Source organism: Pararhodobacter sp. (genome assembly GCF_036802785.1).
In the GTDB taxonomy this organism is placed as follows: domain Bacteria; phylum Pseudomonadota; class Alphaproteobacteria; order Rhodobacterales; family Rhodobacteraceae; genus Pararhodobacter.
Map to the genome: position 1 here is coordinate 24,527 of NZ_DAIRVN010000034.1, position 19,461 is coordinate 43,987.

General features: G+C 65.5%; 20 protein-coding genes. 12 read left to right on the plus strand and 8 right to left on the minus strand.

Features of this window, described 5'->3' with window-relative positions:
* Positions 1 to 23: 23 nt before the first annotated feature.
* The 5 genes from V7Q53_RS12715 to V7Q53_RS12735 form a co-directional block, all read right to left on the minus strand.
* A complete protein-coding gene (locus V7Q53_RS12715; RefSeq protein WP_333828944.1) occupies positions 24 to 833 on the minus strand; it encodes an ABC transporter permease in 810 nt (269 codons plus the stop codon).
* Positions 823 to 1,803, minus strand: coding sequence for an ABC transporter permease (locus tag V7Q53_RS12720; RefSeq protein ID WP_333828945.1), 981 nt, complete (start codon positions 1,801 to 1,803; stop codon positions 823 to 825). Before V7Q53_RS12720 ends, V7Q53_RS12715 begins: the two co-directional genes overlap by 11 nt.
* Complete coding sequence (locus V7Q53_RS12725) at positions 1,800 to 2,792, minus strand: ABC transporter ATP-binding protein (protein ID WP_333828946.1); 993 nt, start codon at positions 2,790 to 2,792, stop codon at positions 1,800 to 1,802. Before V7Q53_RS12725 ends, V7Q53_RS12720 begins: the two co-directional genes overlap by 4 nt.
* Before the next feature lie 89 nt (positions 2,793 to 2,881).
* Complete coding sequence (locus V7Q53_RS12730; RefSeq protein WP_333828947.1) at positions 2,882 to 4,039, minus strand: ABC transporter substrate-binding protein; 1,158 nt, start codon at positions 4,037 to 4,039, stop codon at positions 2,882 to 2,884.
* Between the two features lie 194 nt (positions 4,040 to 4,233).
* On the minus strand, positions 4,234 to 5,136 hold the full coding sequence (locus V7Q53_RS12735) for a LysR substrate-binding domain-containing protein (protein ID WP_333828948.1): 903 nt from the start codon (positions 5,134 to 5,136) through the stop codon (positions 4,234 to 4,236).
* Positions 5,137 to 5,248: 112 nt separating this feature from the next.
* Between V7Q53_RS12735 and V7Q53_RS12740 the strand changes: the two genes are divergently transcribed.
* Entirely contained in the window at positions 5,249 to 6,223 is a 975-nt protein-coding gene (locus V7Q53_RS12740; RefSeq protein WP_333828949.1) for a quinone oxidoreductase family protein, read from the plus strand.
* A gap of 254 nt (positions 6,224 to 6,477) precedes the next feature.
* Here V7Q53_RS12740 and V7Q53_RS12745 read toward each other — a convergent pair whose 3' ends face one another.
* The 3 genes from V7Q53_RS12745 to V7Q53_RS12755 all read right to left on the minus strand — a co-directional run bounded on the left by V7Q53_RS12745 (position 6,478) and on the right by V7Q53_RS12755 (position 9,926).
* Positions 6,478 to 6,882: a carboxymuconolactone decarboxylase family protein gene (locus tag V7Q53_RS12745; protein WP_333828950.1), complete on the minus strand. Its 405-nt coding sequence runs from the start codon at positions 6,880 to 6,882 to the stop codon at positions 6,478 to 6,480.
* A complete protein-coding gene (locus V7Q53_RS12750) occupies positions 6,882 to 7,712 on the minus strand; it encodes a cyclase family protein (protein ID WP_333828951.1) in 831 nt (276 codons plus the stop codon). Before V7Q53_RS12750 ends, V7Q53_RS12745 begins: the two co-directional genes overlap by 1 nt.
* A 228-nt stretch (positions 7,713 to 7,940) precedes the next feature.
* Positions 7,941 to 9,926, minus strand: coding sequence for a 4Fe-4S binding protein (locus V7Q53_RS12755; RefSeq protein ID WP_333828952.1), 1,986 nt, complete (start codon positions 9,924 to 9,926; stop codon positions 7,941 to 7,943).
* Between the two features lie 132 nt (positions 9,927 to 10,058).
* Here V7Q53_RS12755 and V7Q53_RS12760 point away from each other — a divergent pair, with 132 nt between their 5' ends.
* From V7Q53_RS12760 to V7Q53_RS12810, 11 genes are all read left to right on the plus strand, one after another.
* Entirely contained in the window at positions 10,059 to 10,769 is a 711-nt protein-coding gene (locus V7Q53_RS12760; protein WP_333828953.1) for a biotin/lipoate--protein ligase family protein, read from the plus strand.
* Entirely contained in the window at positions 10,766 to 11,317 is a 552-nt protein-coding gene (locus V7Q53_RS12765) for a DUF6505 family protein (protein ID WP_333828954.1), read from the plus strand. Before V7Q53_RS12760 ends, V7Q53_RS12765 begins: the two co-directional genes overlap by 4 nt.
* On the plus strand, positions 11,317 to 12,309 hold the full coding sequence (locus tag V7Q53_RS12770) for a DUF6352 family protein (protein ID WP_333828955.1): 993 nt from the start codon (positions 11,317 to 11,319) through the stop codon (positions 12,307 to 12,309). The genes V7Q53_RS12765 and V7Q53_RS12770 overlap by 1 nt, the downstream gene beginning before the upstream one ends.
* Before the next feature lie 42 nt (positions 12,310 to 12,351).
* Positions 12,352 to 12,867 carry a DUF3305 domain-containing protein gene (locus V7Q53_RS12775; protein WP_333828956.1) on the plus strand — a complete coding sequence of 172 codons (516 nt, stop codon included), beginning with the start codon at positions 12,352 to 12,354 and terminating at the stop codon, positions 12,865 to 12,867.
* Positions 12,864 to 13,493 (plus strand): DUF3306 domain-containing protein, encoded by a 630-nt coding sequence (locus tag V7Q53_RS12780; RefSeq protein ID WP_333828957.1) that lies wholly within the window; start codon positions 12,864 to 12,866, stop codon positions 13,491 to 13,493. Before V7Q53_RS12775 ends, V7Q53_RS12780 begins: the two co-directional genes overlap by 4 nt.
* A 168-nt stretch (positions 13,494 to 13,661) precedes the next feature.
* The gene (locus tag V7Q53_RS12785; protein ID WP_333828958.1) at positions 13,662 to 14,267 is read left to right on the plus strand and encodes a TorD/DmsD family molecular chaperone; all 606 of its coding nucleotides are present in this window, start codon (positions 13,662 to 13,664) and stop codon (positions 14,265 to 14,267) included.
* 54 nt (positions 14,268 to 14,321) lie between these two features.
* Positions 14,322 to 14,531 carry a hypothetical protein gene (locus V7Q53_RS12790; protein ID WP_333828959.1) on the plus strand — a complete coding sequence of 70 codons (210 nt, stop codon included), beginning with the start codon at positions 14,322 to 14,324 and terminating at the stop codon, positions 14,529 to 14,531.
* A gap of 6 nt (positions 14,532 to 14,537) precedes the next feature.
* A complete protein-coding gene (locus V7Q53_RS12795) occupies positions 14,538 to 17,492 on the plus strand; it encodes a formate dehydrogenase subunit alpha (protein ID WP_333828964.1) in 2,955 nt (984 codons plus the stop codon).
* Positions 17,493 to 17,508: 16 nt separating this feature from the next.
* Positions 17,509 to 18,105: a formate dehydrogenase FDH3 subunit beta gene (gene fdh3B / locus V7Q53_RS12800; protein WP_333828960.1), complete on the plus strand. Its 597-nt coding sequence runs from the start codon at positions 17,509 to 17,511 to the stop codon at positions 18,103 to 18,105.
* Positions 18,106 to 18,129: 24 nt separating this feature from the next.
* Positions 18,130 to 19,116 (plus strand): formate dehydrogenase subunit gamma, encoded by a 987-nt coding sequence (locus V7Q53_RS12805; protein ID WP_333828961.1) that lies wholly within the window; start codon positions 18,130 to 18,132, stop codon positions 19,114 to 19,116.
* A gap of 89 nt (positions 19,117 to 19,205) precedes the next feature.
* On the plus strand, positions 19,206 to 19,461 hold a 256-nt coding region (locus V7Q53_RS12810), incomplete at its 3' end, for an iron-sulfur cluster assembly protein (RefSeq protein ID WP_333828962.1).

Here is a 19,461-nt window from a genome sequence, read left to right on the forward strand (position 1 = left end):
GCTCATGGGGTTCCTCCGTTGGGTTACTTGCCCCCGCCCGCGGTTTCCGAGCCGCCGCGGGTCAGGTAATAGGCGATCAGGATCGGCACAAAGGTGGTGACGAACACCACGATGGCGACGACATTGGTGACCGGGCGCTGGCGCGGGCGCACCAGCTCATTGAGCATCCAGATCGGCAGGGTGCTTTGTTGCCCGGCGGTGAAGGTGGTGACGATCACCTCGTCAAACGACAGCGCGAAGGCCAGCATCCCGCCCGCCAGCAGCGCCGAGCCGAGGTTCGGCAGCAGCACATAGCGGAAGGTCTGAAAGCCGTTCGCGCCCAGATCGAGCGAGGCCTCGACGATCGAGCCCGAGAGGCGGCGGAAGCGGGCCACGGCATTGTTGAACACGATCACGATGCAGAAGGTGGCGTGGCCCATCACGATGGTCCATGTCGAGAACGGGATATCCATGATCGCGAAGGCCGAGCGCAGCGACATGCCGGTGATGATGCCGGGCAGCGCAATCGGCAGGATGATCAGCAGCGATATCTGGTCACGCCCGAAAAACCGCGTGCGCGCCATGGCCGCCGCGCACAAAGTGCCGAGGATCATCGCCATGGTGGTGGAGATGAACGCCACGCGCAGCGACAGATAGAGCGGCGGCCAGATGTCGGCCCGGTTCCATGCCACCGCGAACCACTGGGTGGTCAGCCCCGGCGGCGGGAACTGGTAGGTGCGCTCATCGGTGGTGAAGGCATAGAGGAAGATCAGCAGGATCGGCAGGTGCAGGAACATCAGCCCTGCGACCGCGCTGATGGTCAGGGCCAGCGGCGGGCGTTTTTCAGAGGGCATCGAACGCTCCTTTCCGCCGGGCGATGGTGAGGTAGATCAGCATGATGACGATGGGCACCACGGCGAAAGCTGCCGCCAGCGGGATGTTCCCCGCTGTGCCCTGCAACTGATACACCGCCTGCCCGATGAACCGGCGCGACGAGCCGACGATCTGCGGGATGATGTAATCGCCCAGTGTCAGCGAGAAGGTGAAGATGGAGCCTGCGATAATCCCCGGCATCGCCAGCGGGAAAATCACGGTGCGGAAGGTTTGCCATCTTGAGGCGCCAAGGTCTGCCGAGGCCTCCAGCATCGACTGCGGCACCCGCTCCAGCGCCGCCTGCATCGGCAGGATCATGTAGGGCAGCCAGACGTAGAGGAACACCAGCCAGGTGCCGAGGTAGCTGGTTGAAAGCGAGGTGCCGCCGATCACCGGCAGCGAGAGGATCGCCGCCAGCACCGCCGAGGCGCCCACGGCATCGGCGGCCCAGGTGATGATCCCTTCGCGCGCGAGGATCAGTTTCCACGCATAGACCTTGACCAGATAGGATGACCACAAGGGCAGCATCACCCCCAGATAGAACAGCGCCTTCCAGTGGCCGCGCGCGTAGCGGGCGGCGAAATAGGCGATGGGAAAGGCGATGACTGCCGCGCCCAGCGTCACCGCCGCCGCCATGGAAACGGTGCGGATGATGATGTCCATATTCGCCGGGCGCAGCAATTCCAGATAGGTGCGCAGGGTGAATTCGCGCACGATCTGGCCCGAGAATTCGTCGATTGAGTAGAAGCTTTGCAGCAGCAGCGCCGCGAGCGAGCCGAGGTAGACAATGCCCAGCCATGCCAGCGGCAGGATCAGCAGCGCCGCCAGCAGCACATTGGGATGACGCCAGAACAGCGCCGAAAGCCGGTCGCCGGGGCCACGCTGGGGCAGGATGGCGGTGGTGGCTTGAACGGGCATAACGGGGGGTGGGCTGTCGGCGGTCAGCGTCATGCCCCGCCCTCCATCGCGTGCAGCGCGTCCTCATTCCAGCCCAGTGAGACGGTTTCGCCCGGTGCGGGGACCGGCTGGCCCTTGCCAAGGAACGCCGCGATCTCGCCGCCCGGCACCGCCACGATCACCCGTGTGCCAGCGCCGAGGTAGCGCAGCGCCGTGACCTGCCCCGAGACGCGCGCGCCCTCAGCACCGATGCGCACCGATTCCGGGCGCAGGCTGGCCCATTGGGCGGCGGCACCAAAGCGGGTGGCCATGTCAGGGGACAGCACGTTCGATGACCCCACGAAATCGGCCACGAACCGGGTGCGGGGGCGGTCATAGATATCGGCGGGGGTGCCGATCTGGGCGATGCGGCCCTCGTTGAACACCGCGACCTGATCGGCCATCGACAGCGCCTCACCCTGATCATGGGTGACAAAGACAAAGGTGATGCCAAGGCGCCGTTGCAGCGCCTTCAGCTCATCCTGCATCGCCTCGCGCAGCTTCAGGTCCAGCGCGCCCAGCGGCTCATCCAGCAGCAGCACCTTCGGCTCGTTCACCAGCGCGCGGGCCAGCGCCACCCGCTGGCGTTGCCCGCCCGACAGCTCACCCGGCTTGCGCCCGCCATAGCTGTCCAGCTTGACCAGCGACAACAGCGCATCGGCCTTGTCCAGCCGCAGACGCTTGCCCACGCCCTTGACCATCAGCCCGTAGGCCACATTGTCACGCACGTTCATATGCGGAAAAAGCGCGTAATCCTGAAAAACGGTGTTCACATTGCGCCGGTTGGGCGGCACCGCGCCCACATCCTGCCCAAAGATGCGGATCGCCCCGCCGGTGGGCGTTTCAAACCCCGATATCAGCCGCAGACAGGTTGTCTTGCCCGAACCCGAGGGACCGAGCATGGCAAAGAATGTGCCTTCATCAATGCGCAGATCGACACCATCAACGGCCCGGATTTGCCCGAAATGGCGGGATACATTGGCGAATTCGACGGCTGCTTGCATGGGGCGTCCAACAGGAATGAGGCGGCGCAGACCCCCGCTTGCGCGGGGGTGCAACCTTGTTGTGTGAGAGGAAGGGAAAGGGGGCGCGCTCAGCGCCCGCCGATCACCCCGATGTAATCCGACACCCAGCGGTAATAGGGCACGCATTCGTCCTGGCTTTCGCAGCGCGTGACCGGGGTTGTCCAGAAGCGGATGCGCTCGAAATCATCGAAACCGTTGCGGGTGCAGCCCTCGGCGGTCTGCATGCCGCGCCCGTCAGTGCAGGCGGCAGGCACCACCGGGTTGGCCCCGAACCAGACCGACAGGTCGGCCTGCAGGTTGGAGCTGAGGGTGTGTTCGATCCACATATAGGCGCAGTTCGGGTTCGCGGCATCGACATGCATCATGCTGGTGTCAGCCCAGCCCGTCGCCCCCTCCACCGGGATGACCGAGGCCACCGGCACGCCATCGGCCTGCAACAGGTTCACCTGGAACGGCCATGTGCCCGAGGCGGCCATGCCCTCATTGCGGAAGTCATCCATCTGGATGAAAGCGTCATGCCAGTAGCGCGCCGTCAGCGTGCGCTGCACGCGAAGCACGTCCAGCGCGGCGTCGTATTGCTCCTGATTAAGCTCATAGGGGCTGACGATGCCCAGTTCAGGCTGATGATACATCAGGTATTGCGCGGCATCGGCGATATGGATGGGGCCGTCATAGGCCTGAACGCGGCCCCGGTTGGGCTGGCCATCGGGCAGGTCCATCTCCTCGAACACCACGTTCCAGCTGTCGGGTGGGCTGTCACCGAACACCTCGGTGTTATACATCAGCACATTCGGCCCCCACTGATAGGGCACGCCGTAATGGACGCCATCGACCACATACCACGGCGCGTTCTGCAACCGCTCATCCACATCGCTCCAGCTGGGGATCAGCGACAGGTTGATGGGCTGCACCCGGTTGCCCGCCACCAGCCTGAGCGAGGCATCGCCCGAAGCGGTGACAAGGTCAAACCCGCCTTCGTTCATCAGCGCAACCATCTCATCCGAGGTGTTGGCGGTCTTGACGTTGACGGTGCAGCCCGAGGCCTGCTCAAAACTGGTGACCCAGTCAAACTCCGCCATGGTTTCGCCCCGCTCGATATAGCCGGGCCATGCAACGATATTGACCTGCCCTTCGGGCGCGCCAAGCTCGGCGATCTGCGCAAGGGCGGGGGTGAAGGCGACAAGCCCTGCAAGTGCCGTCGTTCCCATCAGTTTCAGATGCTTCATATTAATGCTCCCCGGTTGGATCGGCCGGCCGTTGTGACCGCGCCTGTGGTTGCCCTGAACAGACGAGAGGGGCGCATGTTTCGCAATATCAAAATCATGAAGACAGCTATCGGTTTTACCGATGCCCCTTCGAAAATTGCCGAGCCGCCCCTGCCCGGAACATATTTTCAAGGGTTTGGGCAGGCCCCGGGCAATCAGCGCCCCGGCAGGGTGGATTGCGCGACCTTGATGAAATTTCGGGCAGGCTGGCTGACCGGCGCCCCCCGCCGCCACGCCAGCCCCACCTGCACCGAGGGCAGATCGCCGGAAACATCGCGGATCTCGATTCGGTCGCCTTCCAGCGACCATGGGCGGTAAACAAGGCCCGGCAAGATCGCCATGCCCGCCCCGGTGGCGACAAGGCTGCGCACCGCCTCAACCGAGCGGGTGCGGAAGGCGATGGTCGGCTTGACCTCCATCGCCGCCATAAGCTGGCGCATGCTTTCCTCAATCTCATCAACCATCAGCTGGATCAGCGGCTCCTCCACCAGTTGCTCCAGCGTGATCGCCTCGGCATTGCCCAGCGGGTGGCCCAGCGGCAGCCACAGCCGGTAGGGCGACACCAGCAGCGTCTCTACATGCAGCGCGGCGCGGTCGCGGATGGATGAGGTCAGCAGCACCGCCACGTCCAACTCACCCCCGATCAGAAGGTGCTGCAGATATTCGCCGCTGTCCTCGATCACGCTCAGCTCCACCTTCGGATAGGCCCGGCGGAACCGCGCCAGAATATCCGACAGCACATAGCCCGCCACAAGCGAGGTCACTCCCAGCGCCAGCCGCCCGCCCGCCTGCGCCACCTCATCGCGGAACGCATGGCGCGCGTTGGAAACATCGCTGAGGATCTGGCGGGCGTGGCGCAGGAACAGGCTGCCGCGATGCGTGATCTCCAGCCCCCAGGCCTGACGGTCGAACAGCTGCACACCCAGATCATCCTCCAGCGCCCGGATCGCCTCGGTCACCGAGCTTTGCGAGATGGAAAGCGCGCGCGCCGCCCCGGTGACCGAGCCCTGCTCGGCGGCGGCAACGAAGAACTGAAGCTGACGAAGGGTGAAGGCCATGGTCGGCAGTGTAGAACGGTTTCCCGGGAAGGCGGAAGAGGGGGCGGATACCCCTGTCCGACGCGGCACAATCAGGGTATCTCAGGGTAAAGTGTCAATCAGGGAGGCAGACATGGCGCAAACGGTCATCATCCGCAAACACGGCGGCCCCGAGGTGTTGGAAATCGAGGATCGCCCGGTGGGCGAACCCGGCCCCGGCGAAATCCGTATCCGCCACCACGCCTGCGGGCTGAATTTCATCGATTGCTACCAGCGCAGCGGGCTTTACCCGATGGAACTGCCCACCGCGCTGGGGCTTGAGGCCGCCGGGGTGGTTCAGGCCGTGGGCGAAGGCGTGACCCATCTCAAACCCGGCGACCGCGCCGCCTATGCCGCCTTCCCGCCGGGCGCCTATTGCACCGAGCGGGTGATGCCCGCCGCGCAGGTCTGCCCCCTGCCCGACGCGATCGCGTTCGAGGAAGGCGCGGCGATGATGCTCAAGGGGATGACGGTGGAATACCTCTTTCACCGCACCACACCGATCAGACGCGGCGATACCGTGCTGTTCCACGCTGCCGCCGGAGGCGTGGGGCTGATCGCCTGCCAATGGGCGCGCTCGGAAGGGATCAGGCTGATCGGCACCGCCGGATCGGACGAGAAATGCGCGCTGGCGCGTGCGCATGGCGCCGATCAGGTCATCAATTACAACCGCGAGGATTTCCCCAGCCGCGTGCGCGAAATCACCGAAGGGCGCGGGGTGGATGTGGTGATGGATTCCATCGGCGCGGCGACGTTCGAGGCCTCGCTCGATTGCCTGAAACCGCTGGGCATGATGATCAGCTATGGCAATGCCTCAGGCGCGGTGCCGCCGTTCAGCCTGTCGATGCTGGCCTCGCGCGGCTCACTGAAGGTGACCCGGCCGACACTCTTCACCCATACCGCGAATGCCGATACCTGCCAGGAAATGGCGCGCCACCTGTTCGAGAAGGTAACCTCGGGCGCGGTGAAAATCCGCATTGATCAGAGCTTCGCGCTCGATCAGGCGGCTGATGCCCACCGCGCGCTGGAGTCGCGCGCCACCACGGGTTCCACCGTCCTGATCCCGTAGAACAGGGGCGCTCCCGCCCGTCTTCGCGCCCGGGCGCTGCCCGCGCGGCTCATCCCGTTGGGCCGGGCCGCGCACCGACGGTGCGCGGCAGGGGGGCTCTGCCCCCGCCGCCCGTCGGGCGCCTCCCCCGGGATATTTATGAACAGGTGAAATGATGGCCGGCGCGCCTCCTTCATCTGTTCAATAAATATCCTGGGGGTGAATTGGCCGCAGGCCAAGAGGGGGCAAAGCCCCCTCCTTTGCCCGCCTCAGGCTCAATCGCTGCGCGCGCTGAAGCGTTCGTCGGTTTCGACCTGCAGTGCCGTGGCAAGGGCGTTGGTCTGGCTGGCCATGGCGATCACCGCCATCAACTCGCCATGCTGCTCTGCCGTCATGCCTTTGGCCCGTGCCGCCGCGGTATGGGAATGAACGCAGTAACTGCAACCGTTGCTGACCGAGACGGCGATATAAATCATCTCTTTCACCAGCGGGTCGAGTGTGCCCGGTCCCATGACGCTCTGCAGCCTCTCCCACACCGCCTGAAGCTGCGCCGGATCATTGGCCAGCGCGCGCCAGAAGTTGTTCACATAATCGGTGTTGCGCTTCAAACGGATGTCGTCAAAGACAGTCAGCGCCTCAGGGCTGGCCGCTTCGTCACTGATCAGGGGAACCGTCGCCATCAGAACAGCGTGAAGATGCGCGCGGGGCCGCCGGTGCCGCCCCGGTGTTTGGGCGCACCCGCTACCAGTGTCGCGCCGCTGGCGGGCACTTCGGCCAGATTGGCGATGCATTCGATACCCCAGCGGTTGGAGGGCAGCCAGGCGTAATGGGTCGCGAAATCCGGCGAGAGCCCGTGATCAAGCGAGAGGGTATCGACCGCGATGCCTGCGACATCGGCCTCTTCCATCAGCATCTGCGCGGCCTCGATATGAAAGCCGGGAAAATGCATGGTACCGTCATCATCGGCATTGCGGAATTTCGCGTCATTCAGATGCGCCTCCCAGCCCGAGAGCATGGCCACGCAGCACCCCGCCGGCAGTGGCCCGTGCTGCGCGATCCAGGCGCGGATGTCATCGGGCGTCAGCTGCGCATCGGCATCCGCCGCCGCCTTTTCACGGATATCCACCACCGCCAGCGGCACCACCAGCTTTTCCACCGGGATTTCATCGACCGACAGCCCGTCAGCCGAGAAGTGCAGCGGCGCGTCCATATGGGTGCCGGTATGCTCGTTCACCCTTATTTCCTTGAGGTTGAACATGTGTTCCGCGTAATTGAAAAGCTGTTCCTCAAAGAATTGCTGATCGCCGAAGAAGGTGGGGAAATCAGGGTGCAGCGTGTGCGTCATGTCAGCCACACTGGCGGGCGTTGCGGCAAAGGCCGCCGGAGCCACCGCGCCCATACCCGCTGCCGCCGCGGCCACCGCCGCGGCTCCTGTCACCGAGCCACGGAAAAAATCACGCCTGCTGAGCATGCGTTCCCTGACCGAGTTCATCACGCAGATATCGCACATTCTGATGGTCCCTTGCTGGATGGGCGGTCATGGGCGCCAGCCCGCCCGCGCCGCCCTGAGGGGCCGGGCTGGAATGAAGCCAGCTTGCAGGGCAGGGTGATTCCCGGCAAGCGGAAGTTTTCCTGCGGATCGCCTGTGTCAGGGAATGCGCGCCGGGCCGGTGAAGTTTTCGGCAGACATACGGGCGTCAGGGGTCGCGCCCGCAATCGGCACAGTGCGTTACCGGGGTCAGTTCCCGCCTGTGACCTTTTCCTTGTCGATCGGATCGAAGCCGTCGGCCACCACCTGAATGGTGCGGCAATCGTCGCACATGGTCAGCAGCGCGCGGCGTCTGGCGCCGCTTTCGCCTGCGAACATCCAGTGATCCTGCAGTTTCTCCTGCACCCGCGCGATGCTGGAGCGGGTGCCGAAGGCCTTGCCGCAGGCCGTGCAGCAGAAGGGTTCCTCCTGCTTCAGCAGGCGGCGCGGGTTTTCCCATGCCGTAAAATCAGCCTGCGGGGCGAGGGTGATGGCGTCTTCCGGGCAGGTGGCCGCGCAGATCCCGCATTGCACACAGGCACTTTCAGTGAAGCGCAGCATCGGCATGTCGGGGTTATCATGCAGCGCCCCCGCCGGGCAGGCCCCCACGCAGGCGAGGCAGAGGGTGCAGGCATCGGTATCCAGCACCACGGCACCGAAGGGGGCGCCTGCGGGCAGATCGACACAGGCGGCGGGTTCCGGGGCGGTGCGGTTCATTTCCGACAGCGCCAGTGTCAGAAGCCCGCGTTTGTCAGAAGGCGGCAGGAAGCTGGAACGGGCGGCCCGGGCGCGCAGGGCGGGGGCACGCAGCGCGGCTTCAAGCGCGTCGGGGTCATCGGTCTGGATCAGCGCGCAGGTGTCGGCGGGGTAGCCGGTTTCTGCACCGATCACGTCGATCATGGCCAGCGTTTCATCGAGCCCGTCAATCGGATGCTGCGGCTGTGCGCGCGTCAGGATGCGCAGGCCGCCCGCGCCCCAGGCCAGTGCGGCGGCCAGCAGCTCGGGGCCGATCTGGGTGGCCTCGTTGATCTGAACCGGGATGACATGCGCCGCGAGCCCTTTGCCGAAGCGCGCCACAGCGTCGATCAGCGGCGCGCCGTGCCCCTCGTCATGCAGCAGGATCACGGGCGCGCCGGTGCCGCCCGCCGCGAACCATGCGATCAGCCCCGCGCGCAGCCGCTCGGCGAGGTTTTCAACCGTGGGCAGCGCATAGGCCGCCGCGCCCGTGGGGCAGACCGCCGCGCATTGGCCGCAGCCCGCGCAGATCATCGGGTCAATCGCCACGCTGTCGCCTGCCGGGGTGATGGCGCCCGTCGGGCACAGATCAAGGCAGCGGGTGCAGCCGATGACCTGATTGCGCGAATGCGCGCAAAGATCCGCTGAAAAATCAATGTAGCGCGGCTTGTCGAAGGTGCCCGCCATCTGCGCCGCCTGCCCCACCACCCGCGCCACCGCCACCCGGTCGCGCGGGTCGGCGCGCAGGTAGCCGGGGCGCAGATCGGCAGCGGGGAAGAGGGGGGCGTTGCCGGTCAGGTCCAGCACCAGATCGCATTGCGATACCGCACCGTCGCGCGCATCTTCAAAACGCAGTGCGCCGCGCGATGAGGGGGTGGGGGCGGCAAATGCATCGACCGTCAGCGCAAAGGCGCCCAGATGCCCCTGCGCCTTGCGGATACGGCCCTGAAGCGTGGGAAACGTGGTGCGCCGGGGCGGCGTGACCTGCGCGCCGGGGGTCAGCAGAAGGGTGATATCCAGCGCCTCGGCCAGTGTCTCGGCGGCCTCCAGCGCCTCGGGGCCAGCGCCCAGCACCAACGCCACGCCTGCGCTTTCCATGCTCACAACGTCAAAACCCGCCGGCTCAATACCGGCCATCGCCACCAGCGCGGCCATTTTCGGCCCCGCCTTGCCCGCCTGTTCAGACCAGCCGCCGGCTTCGCGGATGTTCACAAAACGCAGACTGCCATCAAAGCCCGCATCCTCGGCCAGCTCGGAAAACAGCGCCGCTTCCTGCGTGCAGGTCACCGTGACCGCCGCAAAATCACCCAGCGCACTGCGGAAATTGTCAAGCTGGGCACGGCAAAGCTGATGCGCCGGGCGCGCTGAGGTCGGCAGGCCTGCCTTGTGCAAGGCGGCGGTATCAACCGGCATCGTGCCCTCACAGGTGCAGGTCAGGATGCGGTGCTGCGTCTCTGGCATAGGGTTTCCCTGGCTGGCGCGTGTCAACCTGTCTGATATAACCCCTGGCCCGCCGCTTGGGTAGTCACCAGAAAGAACCGCTTGCCCACAGCCGCCGCAAACGCGACACTGCCGGCCAGGAAGAGGACCGCAATGCTGCAAGACCCGCTGATACTGCCGCCGCCCTATACGCTGATCGAAGGCCGGGGCACGGATATTCTGGAGGAAGCCGCCGCGCTGGCCCCTGAACACGGCGCAGGCACGCTGGTGGTGCGCCATGCGCCGGGCCTTCTGGCCTTCGCCGTGGTGCTGGAGCCGGAAGAGCCGCTTGAGCAGGCACAGATGGCGTTTTTGCTGGGCATGACCGCGCTGGGGGATGCGCTGGCCGCGCATTGCCCGCCGGAGCGCCCGGTGCGTTTTGTCTGGCCGGATGAGCTGCGCTATGACAAGGCAAGGCTGGGCGGCGGGCGTTTCAGGGTGGCGCCGGGCTGCAAACCCGGCGCGGTGCCGGACTGGATGGTCTTTGCGGCTGAGCTGATCGCCGACCGCGACCAGCTGGAAAACCCCGGCGACTATCCCGACAGCCTGTCGCTGAAGGAAGATGAATTTGACGCCCCTGAGGCGATCATTTCCACCTTTGCCTCGTACATGATGCTCTATTTCGACCGCTGGGCGCATGACGGGCTGGACGCCGTGACCAACCGCTACCTGATGCGCGTTGACCCGCCGCTTCTGCGCGGGGTGCGGCGGCTGGAAGGGGACCGGCTGATCGAGATCACCCCCTCAGGCGGGCGGAAGTTCCCGCCGCTGATGGAGGCGCTTGGCCAGAACGGCTGGCGCGGCGATGCGGGGCCAAAGCTGTGACCCGCCTGCCCCGCACCATCCGGCTGGACCCCTCTGATACCGTGGTTTTCACGCGCGCCGCCGAACCCGGCGAATGGGCGGTGCCCGGCACTTTCCTGTTCTGGGGCCGCCCTGAGGGTAGCCTGTCGCGCAAGGAGGCCATCGCCTTTCGCAGCGGGTTTCTGGGGGTGGGCAGCTTTGGCCATTCCACGCTGGTTGTGGTGCAGGACGCCAGCTCTGCCGAGCGCGCGGCGATGGTGCAGGCATTGGCCGAACAACTGGTGACGCATCTGGGCGCGCCCGATATCGCCACTGCCCTGCCCGCTGCCGAGGAAGAGGTGGCGCTGGCCGAAAGCCTGTGCCGGGGGCATGAGGTGAACACGCTGATCGCCCTTTATCGCCGCTTTGAAGGTGCCGAGATCCGCGAGCAGTTCCGCACCCTCAAGCCGCGCGATGAGACCGCCTTTGGCGGGGCGCATCTGCAGGGCCATGACCGGGCGTTTCATTTCGTCGAGGAAGAAGAAGCGGGCGATACGGTCGATCTGTTCGCCCTGCGCGGGAGGGACTGATGCCCGAATTCTGGGTTGCCAGCGGCCACCATCTGACCCGGCTGGACAGCGCCGGGCGCATGCTGGTCACCGACGAACTGTTGCTGGCATGGCTTGCCCGGCCAGAGGTGCTGCCGCCCACTGACGCCTGCGCCGCCGAACGCGCCATCCACGCCCGGCTGATGGCTGACCCTCGCGCGCCTGTCCCGGCGCTGCAACTGGCGGGCATGGCCGATGCCGATGCGCGTGAAAACTGGGGCTTCCTGTTACGCCTGCGCGAAATCCTGATGGAAGAGGGCAGTATCGAGGCCGGCTATGCCCGCATCGTTCATGAGGGTATACGCCTGCCGGTGGTCTTCATGAACCAGCTGGTGCAGCTGATCCTGCGCAACGCGCTGGATGGCTGCCAGGACGCGCAGGTGATCCGCGCCGCCGAGCTGATGTTCCGCCCGCAGCGCGGTCAGGTGAAGGACGGCACGCTGATGCTGGCCGATGAGGAACTGGTGCAGGCGTTCGAGGCCGAAATGCACGCTTCCCCCCTCACCGCCATGTTTTCGGGCGGGATTGACGGGCTGGATGTGCTGGGCGGCGGGAATGAATGGACCTACTGGTCACGCTCGGACGCGCATACAACGGTGCTGAATTTCGGCGGCGATCCTGAGGCGCGCAAGGGGCTGGCCCGCGCGATGGAGGCCTTTGTCGCGCATATGACCGGCCATCAGGTCACCATCACCCCGCAAACCCGCGCCGATGCCGTCGATCTGCACTGGTTCGTGGGGCTGGACCAGACCGGCACCGCCATCGGCAATGCCCTGTGGAAGGGTGAAACCCCGCGCGATACCATGGTGGGGCTGTTCCGGCTGGCATTTGCCGACCCCTCGGTCATGCTGCCTGATCTGGCAGGCCATCCGGTCTGGCTTATATTGGGTCTGGGGCCGGATATGGCGGTGCGGCTGAAGCCGCAGAACCTGCTGACGGGCCTGCCGCTGACCCTGCCCGCGCCGGTGCACTGAGCGGCCTGAGCTGAACCGCGCCTGAACCGAAATGAGGAACACATGCCGCAACAAAGGTTACGTCTGGGTGTTCTCGCAACCCGCCGCCCGCCCGTCACCCGCTGGGGGCAGGCGGAACTGCGCCCGACATCGGTATTGCCCGCAGCGCCGGAACTGGCGGCGGGCACCCTGATTTCGTCTGAAAACGGAACCGAGACATGGTATCTGGGCGCCCGCGACATGGTGCTGTATTCCGGGGATACCGCGCATCATCTGGACAACCTGAACTCCGGCCGCCCCTCGGTCTGGGTAGTGATGCGCCGCGAGGAACTGGCCTGCGTGACGGTTGACCCCTATGAGGGCGAGGGATACGCCAGTGACCTTGAGGCCGTGGTGGAGGCCCTGCCGATGCCCGCCACGGTGCGCGATGCACTCGCGGCTTTCGTCGCCGCGCATCATGTCGAAATCCCGTTCAAGAAGCGCAAGCGCCAGCCCGTTGACCCCGATGCGATGCAATCGCGCGCACCGCGCATTCTCGCGCAGGGCCAGAAATGGCATGATCGCGGGGGCAAGCCATGAGCGGCTTTCTGGACCGCTGGTCACGCCGCAAAGGTGAAGAGGGGCGCAAGGATGAGGAGGGGCGCAGCGCGCCGCCTGCCGAAGACCTGCACGAAAGCCCTGCAGAAGGCACATCCGGGCAAACCGAAGAACCCCTGCTGAGCGACGAGATACTGGCCGCCCTGCCCCGGATCGAAGAACTGACACCGGAAAGCAGCCTCGCGCCCTTTCTGCGGCCCGGCGTGCCCTCGGCGCTGAAGAATGCCGCGATGCGCAAGATGTGGCTGCTGACCCCGGCGATTCGCGATCACAAGGATTGCGCGGTTGATTATCATTGGGACTGGAACACCCCCGGCGGCGTGCCCGGTGCCGGAGGGCGGATAAGCCCCGACGCCGTGCAGAAGATGCTGCAAGGACTGCGCGGCCCCGGCCCCAGGCCAGTTGAGCCGCCGGAAGCGGCCCCGGACGCCGGACATGAGGCCGTGGCGGAAGCATCGCCTGACGCGGAACCAGCGGAAGATACTGAAGCAGGGCTGACGGAAGAGCCCGCCGTGCAGGCGTCACCCACCGTCGCCCCGGAGCGGGCTCAGGAAAGCGTTCAGGACAGGTCTCAGGGCAGGCGGCACGGCGGCGCGATGCCGGGCTGAACGCCCAAGCGCCGCGCGTCAAGGGGCGGCCCGCCTAGACAAAGGTCGTATCCCCTGCCCCCGGTTTCAATTGACCGTCCTTTGAACCTGAAGCTATACTGTATCAAATGCAGGGAAACGAGGAAATCTGCATAGCAGCCCTTCGCTGCGCAATGGGAGGCGTTTCAGATGCCAGCAAGCCAGCCCGGTCCCGGGCGAGCGAGCGACGAGTTCGATCTGATGCGGAGCGAGCAGTATCGCTTCCTCTCCCGTCTGCTTGCCAATCCGCCCGACGCCGCGACGCTGGAGGGTATTTCAAACCTTCGGGGTGATGCCACGGCGATGGGTCAGGCCTATGCCGCACTGGCGCGCGCGGCGGCGCAAAGCAGCGCCGCGCAGGTGGAGCGCGAGTATTTCGAGCTGTTCATCGGCGTGGGCCGGGGCGAATTGCTGCCCTATGCCAGTTTCTACCTGACAGGCTTCCTGAACGAGCGCCCGCTGGCGGAGCTGCGCGGCGAGCTGAAGCGGCTGGGGATCGCGCGCGCGCAGGGCCGGCACGAACCTGAAGACCATATCGCGCTGCTGTTCGAGGTGATGGGCCAGATGGCCGCGGGCGAGCTGAGCGTGGCCCCCGCCGATCAGGCTGCGTTCTTCCGCCGCCATGTCGCGCCATGGGCAGGCCAGTGCATGGACGACCTTGCGGTTGCCCCCAGCGCCAACTTTTACCGTCCGCTGGCCGAAATCGGCCGCTTGCTGGTGGATATCGAGGCACGGGCATTTGCCCTGGCCGCCTGAGTTGCAATTGTTGAATGTCTTCGGGCGCAAGCCCGGAACCCAGGGAGGTTGGACATGACGAAAGATCGGGATAGTGACATCAGCCGCCGCAGCCTGTTTGGCGCGGCGCTGGGGGCGGGCGCGGCTACCGCGCTGACAGCAGGCGGCGCGCGCCCGGTGCTCGCGCAGCAGACCGGCGATGAACGGACCCGCGCGCGCTACCGCGTGACCGAGCATGTCGAAGCCTTCTACCGCACCAACCGCTACTACCGCCGGGAGGAATAAGAGATGCTGGTCAAACGCAGAACCCGTGAGGCCGCGCAGGGCGGCCGCCTTTCGCAAATGGCAGCAGGCCTTGCCACCAAGCCCGTTGACCGGCGCAGCTTCCTGCGCGCATCTGGGCTGGGCGTGGCCGGGCTGGCCGCGCTGGGGACCGTCGGCGCAGGCATGACCCGCCGCGCCGAGGCCGGACCGACCGATCACAGCCAGGATATCGAGCGGCGGCGCAACATCTGCACCCATTGCTCGGTCGGTTGCACCGTCACCGCCGAAGTGCAGAACGGCGTCTGGGTGGGTCAGGAACCCAGCTGGAACAGCCCGATCAACCGCGGCACCCATTGCGCCAAGGGCGCCTCGGTCCGCGAGGTGGTCCATGGCGACCGCCGCCTGAAATATCCGATGAAGAAGGTGGGCGGCCAGTGGCAGCGCATCTCATGGGAGCAGGCGCTGGACGAAATCAGCGCCAAGATGCAGGACATCCGCGAAACCAGCGGCGCCGACAGCGTCTATCTGCTGGGTTCGGCCAAATTCTCGAACGAAGGCGCCTATCTGTTCCGCAAGCTCGCGGCGTTCTGGGGCACCAACAACGTCGACCATCAGGCGCGCATCTGCCATTCGACCACAGTGGCGGGCGTGGCCAACACCTGGGGCTACGGCGCACAGACCAACAGCTACAACGATATCCGCAACTCCAAGACCGTTATCTTCATGGGCTCCAATGCCGCCGAGGCGCACCCCGTCTCGTTGCAGCACGTCCTTGAGGGCAAAGAGACGCAGCGGGCGAATGTCATTGTCATCGACCCGCGCTTCACCCGCACGGCCGCCCATGCCACCGAATTTGTCCGTATGCGCCCCGGCACCGATATTGCCATCATCTGGGGCATCATGTGGCACATCTTTGAAAACGGCTGGCAGGATGACGAGTTCATCGCCCAGCGCGTTCACGGCATGGACCAGATCCGCGAATTCGTGCGCGCCTACCCGCCCGAAGTGGTTGAAAACATATCGGGCATTCCGGGTGACACGCTGCGCCGCGTGGCGGAAACCTTTGCAACGCAAAAGCCCTCGACCTTCATCTGGTGCATGGGCGGCACGCAGCACACCGTGGGCACCGCCAATGTGCGCGCCTATTGTGACCTGCTGCTGGCCACCGGCAACGTGGGCTTTCCCGGTACCGGGGCGAACATCTTCCGCGGCCATTGCAACGTGCAGGGCGCCACGGATTTCGGCCTCGATGTGGGCAACCTGCCCTGCTATTACGGTCTGGGTGTAGGGGCGTGGCGCCACTGGGCGCGCGTCTGGGATGTGCCCTATGAATACTTCGTCAGCCGCTTTGACGCCGTTCCGGCCAAAGGCGGGCGCGAGGCGCGCGATGCGGTCGCCAATATGGAGGTGCCCGGCATCACCTCGACCCGCTGGTTCGACGCCACGCTGATGGATGCCGACGAGATCGATCAGCGCGACAACCTGAAAGCGATGCTTGTCTTCGGCCACGGCGGCAACACCGTGCCCCGGATGCAGGACGCCCAGCGCGGTATGGATGCGCTGGAGCTGCTGGTCGTCGCCGACCCGCACCCGACAACCTTTGCCGCACTCCATTCGCGTACCGACAACACCTATCTGCTGCCGGTCTGCACCCAGTTCGAGGTCTCCGGCTCGCGCACCGCCTCTAACCGCTCGGTCCAGTGGGGCCAGAAGATTGTCGAGCCGATCTTTGAATCGGACAACGATTTCGCGGTGATGTACGGGCTGGCCCAGCGGCTGGGTTTTGCTGACGAGATGTTCAAGAACTATGAGATGGTTCAGGGCAAGTTCAGCATGGAACCAACTGCGGAATCGATCCTGCAGGAGATCAATCGCGGCGGCTGGTCAACCGGCTACACCGGCCAGAGCCCTGAGCGGCTGAAGGCCCATATGAACAACCAGCAGCACTTTGATCTGGTGACGCTGCGCGCCGGCCCCGATGCCCCCGAAGAGGTGCGCGGCGATTACTACGGTCTGCCGTGGCCCTGCTGGGGTACGCCGGAGTTCCGCCACCCCGGCACGCATATCCTTTACAACCCCAATATCGCGGTGAAGGATGGCGGCGGCGCTTTCCGCCCCCGCTTCGGGCTGGAACGCGAGGGCGAGACCCTTCTCGCCGAAGGCAGCTGGCCGGTGGATTCGGATATTCAGGACGGCTACCCGGAATTCACCTATGCGCTGCTGCAGCAACTGGGCTGGGACGCTGACCTGACCGCCGAAGAACTGGCTGTCATCGAGGGCATCGGCGGCGACAATGCGGGCGCGGTCAGCTGGTCGATCGACCTGTCCGGCGGCATTCAGCGGGTCGCCATTGAGCATGGCTGCGTGCCCTACGGCAACGGCAAGGCCCGCGCCGTGGCGTGGAACCTGCCTGATCCGATCCCGGTGCACCGCGAGCCGATCTATTCGCCGCGCCCCGATCTGGTGGCCGAATACCCCACGCGCGAAGACGGCCGCACCCAGCGGATGCCCAATATCGGGCATAGCATCCAGATGGCCAATGTCGACAACCGGGTGGCAGAGCGCTTCCCCATCGTCCTCACCTCGGGCCGTCTGGTCGAATACGAGGGCGGCGGCGAAGAGACCCGCTCGAACCCATGGCTGGCGGAACTGCAGCAGGACATGTTCGTCGAGATCAACACCCAGGACGCAGCCGCGCGCGGCATCGTCGATGGTGGCTGGGTCTGGGTGACGGGGGCCGAAGGCGACAGCCGCGCAAAGGTGAAGGCACTGGTCACCGAACGGGTCAACCCCGGTCTGGCCTTCATGCCGTTCCACTTTGCGGGCTGGTTCCAGGGCGAGGACCAGCGGGGCAAGTACCCCGAAGGGACCGACCCGATCGTTCTGGGTGAATCGGTCAACGTCATCACAACTTATGGCTATGACCCGGTGACCGGCATGCATGAAGGCAAAGCCACGCTTTGCCAGATCGCAGCCGCGTAAGGGAGGCAGGATAAAAATGGCACGGATGAAATTCCTCTGCGACGCTGACCGCTGCATCGAATGCAACGCCTGCGTCACCGCCTGCAAGAACGAGCACGAGGTGCCCTGGGGCATCAACCGGCGGCGGGTGGTTACCATCAATGACGGCCTTCCGGGCGAGCGCTCGGTTTCCATGGCCTGCATGCACTGCACCGACGCGCCCTGCGCGGCGGTCTGCCCGGTGCAATGCTTCTACACCACCGCCGATGCAGTTGTGCTGCACAACAAGGACACCTGCATCGGCTGCGGCTATTGCAGCTACGCCTGCCCCTTCGGCGCGCCGCAATACCCGCAGACGGCCAATTTCGGCACCCGCGGCAAGATGGATAAATGCACCTATTGCTCGGGCGGGCCCGAGGCTGACCTCAGCGCCGTCGAATACCAGAAATACGGTGCAAACCGTCTGGCCGAAGGCAAGCTGCCGCTCTGCGCCGAAATGTGCTCGACCAAGGCGCTGCTGGCCGGGGATGGTGACATCATCGCCGATATCTACCGCGAGCGCGTGGTCACGCGCGGCTATGGCTCAGGCGCCTGGGGCTGGCGTACGGCGTATGGCGAGTCGGTCTCGGTCTAGGGCCGCAAACGGGAGGATGAAAGCATGAAACAGATACTGTCCCGCCTTGCTGCTGCATCGGGGCTGGCACTGGCCGGGGCCAGTGCGGCACTGGCGCAGGTCAACCCGACGGCCAGTTCGGTCAACGAAGAGGCGCTGATGCGCGGCCTGCAATCGGGCGAGGTCGTTGGTGGCCGCGTGTCGATCCCCAATCCTGAAGCCGCCGCGCTGATCAACCCCGACAACAAGCTCTGGGCCGCCATGCAGGGGGCCACGCTGCACACCCTGTCGATTGCGGCGATACTGGTTACGCTGGCGGTGCTGGTGCTGTTCTATCTGATCCGCGGGCGCATCCGTGTCGAAGGCGGCTTTTCCGGCCGCAAGATCCTGCGTTTCACCTCGGTGGAGCGGTTCGCACACTGGCTGCTGGCCTCCACCTTTATCGTGCTGGCGCTGACCGGGCTCAATCTGATCATCGGGCGCACCGTCATTCTGCCGCTGGTCGGCGAAAGGGCGTTCGGCACGATGACCGCCTGGGGCAAGATCGCGCATAACTACCTTGCATGGCCCTTCATGGCCGCGCTGATCATGGTGTTCCTGCTGTGGGTGATCCACAATGTCCCGGCCAGGATTGATCTGGAATGGATCAAGCAGGGCGGCGGAATCCTGAAAAAGGGCGTCCATCCGCCTGCACGCAAGTTCAACTTTGGCCAGAAGATTGTGTTCTGGGCGGTGGTTCTGGGCGGCGCGGCGATGTCTTACACCGGCATCATGCTGCTGTTCCCCGCCGAGGCGGGCACCGTGGCCGACTGGCAGTTCTATCAGGTGATCCACGCGCTTGTCGCCGCAGGGATGTCAGCGCTTATCCTGGGCCATATCTATATCGGCACGCTCGGGATGGAGGGCGCGTTTGACGCCATGGGCAACGGCGAAGTGGATGAGAACTGGGCGAAAGAGCATCACTCGCTCTGGGTGGATGAGGTCAAGGAAACGCGCGTCCGCAATGATGCGCGGACAACCCCGGCAGAATAGGCCGCCCCCCCTTCCGGCGCTGTCCGGCAAGCGTATCAAGGCCCGGCACCCCCTCGTGCCGGGCCATTTCTTAGCCCCCCGGAACCCCGATGAACACCAATGCCGCCCCCCCGCTGACCGACCGCGCCCGCGCCGCGCTGGCATCGGTGCGTCTGCCGGATGGCGGCACGCTGGCAGCATCGGACAGGGTGGCGGGGCTGACGGTGAATGACGGCAGGGTCAGTCTGGCGATCAGGATCGCCCCGCATGAAGCCGCAGGCTTTACCCCGGTGCGCGACGCCGCCGAGGCCGCCTTGCGCGCCCTACCCGGCGTGGCGCAGGCGATGGTGGTGCTGACCGCCGACA

Coding starts and splice junctions, on each gene's coding strand:
- V7Q53_RS12715 (WP_333828944.1), bottom strand. CDS start 833: ATGCCCTCTGAAAAACGCCCGCCGCTGGCCCTGACCATCAGCGCGGTC.
- V7Q53_RS12720 (WP_333828945.1), bottom strand. CDS start 1,803: ATGACGCTGACCGCCGACAGCCCACCCCCCGTTATGCCCGTTCAAGCC.
- V7Q53_RS12725 (WP_333828946.1), bottom strand. CDS start 2,792: ATGCAAGCAGCCGTCGAATTCGCCAATGTATCCCGCCATTTCGGGCAA.
- V7Q53_RS12730 (WP_333828947.1), bottom strand. CDS start 4,039: ATGAAGCATCTGAAACTGATGGGAACGACGGCACTTGCAGGGCTTGTC.
- V7Q53_RS12735 (WP_333828948.1), bottom strand. CDS start 5,136: ATGGCCTTCACCCTTCGTCAGCTTCAGTTCTTCGTTGCCGCCGCCGAG.
- V7Q53_RS12740 (WP_333828949.1), top strand. CDS start 5,249: ATGGCGCAAACGGTCATCATCCGCAAACACGGCGGCCCCGAGGTGTTG.
- V7Q53_RS12745 (WP_333828950.1), bottom strand. CDS start 6,882: ATGGCGACGGTTCCCCTGATCAGTGACGAAGCGGCCAGCCCTGAGGCG.
- V7Q53_RS12750 (WP_333828951.1), bottom strand. CDS start 7,712: ATGTGCGATATCTGCGTGATGAACTCGGTCAGGGAACGCATGCTCAGC.
- V7Q53_RS12755 (WP_333828952.1), bottom strand. CDS start 9,926: ATGCCAGAGACGCAGCACCGCATCCTGACCTGCACCTGTGAGGGCACG.
- V7Q53_RS12760 (WP_333828953.1), top strand. CDS start 10,059: ATGCTGCAAGACCCGCTGATACTGCCGCCGCCCTATACGCTGATCGAA.
- V7Q53_RS12770 (WP_333828955.1), top strand. CDS start 11,317: ATGCCCGAATTCTGGGTTGCCAGCGGCCACCATCTGACCCGGCTGGAC.
- V7Q53_RS12775 (WP_333828956.1), top strand. CDS start 12,352: ATGCCGCAACAAAGGTTACGTCTGGGTGTTCTCGCAACCCGCCGCCCG.
- V7Q53_RS12780 (WP_333828957.1), top strand. CDS start 12,864: ATGAGCGGCTTTCTGGACCGCTGGTCACGCCGCAAAGGTGAAGAGGGG.
- V7Q53_RS12785 (WP_333828958.1), top strand. CDS start 13,662: ATGCCAGCAAGCCAGCCCGGTCCCGGGCGAGCGAGCGACGAGTTCGAT.
- V7Q53_RS12790 (WP_333828959.1), top strand. CDS start 14,322: ATGACGAAAGATCGGGATAGTGACATCAGCCGCCGCAGCCTGTTTGGC.
- fdh3B (WP_333828960.1), top strand. CDS start 17,509: ATGGCACGGATGAAATTCCTCTGCGACGCTGACCGCTGCATCGAATGC.
- V7Q53_RS12805 (WP_333828961.1), top strand. CDS start 18,130: ATGAAACAGATACTGTCCCGCCTTGCTGCTGCATCGGGGCTGGCACTG.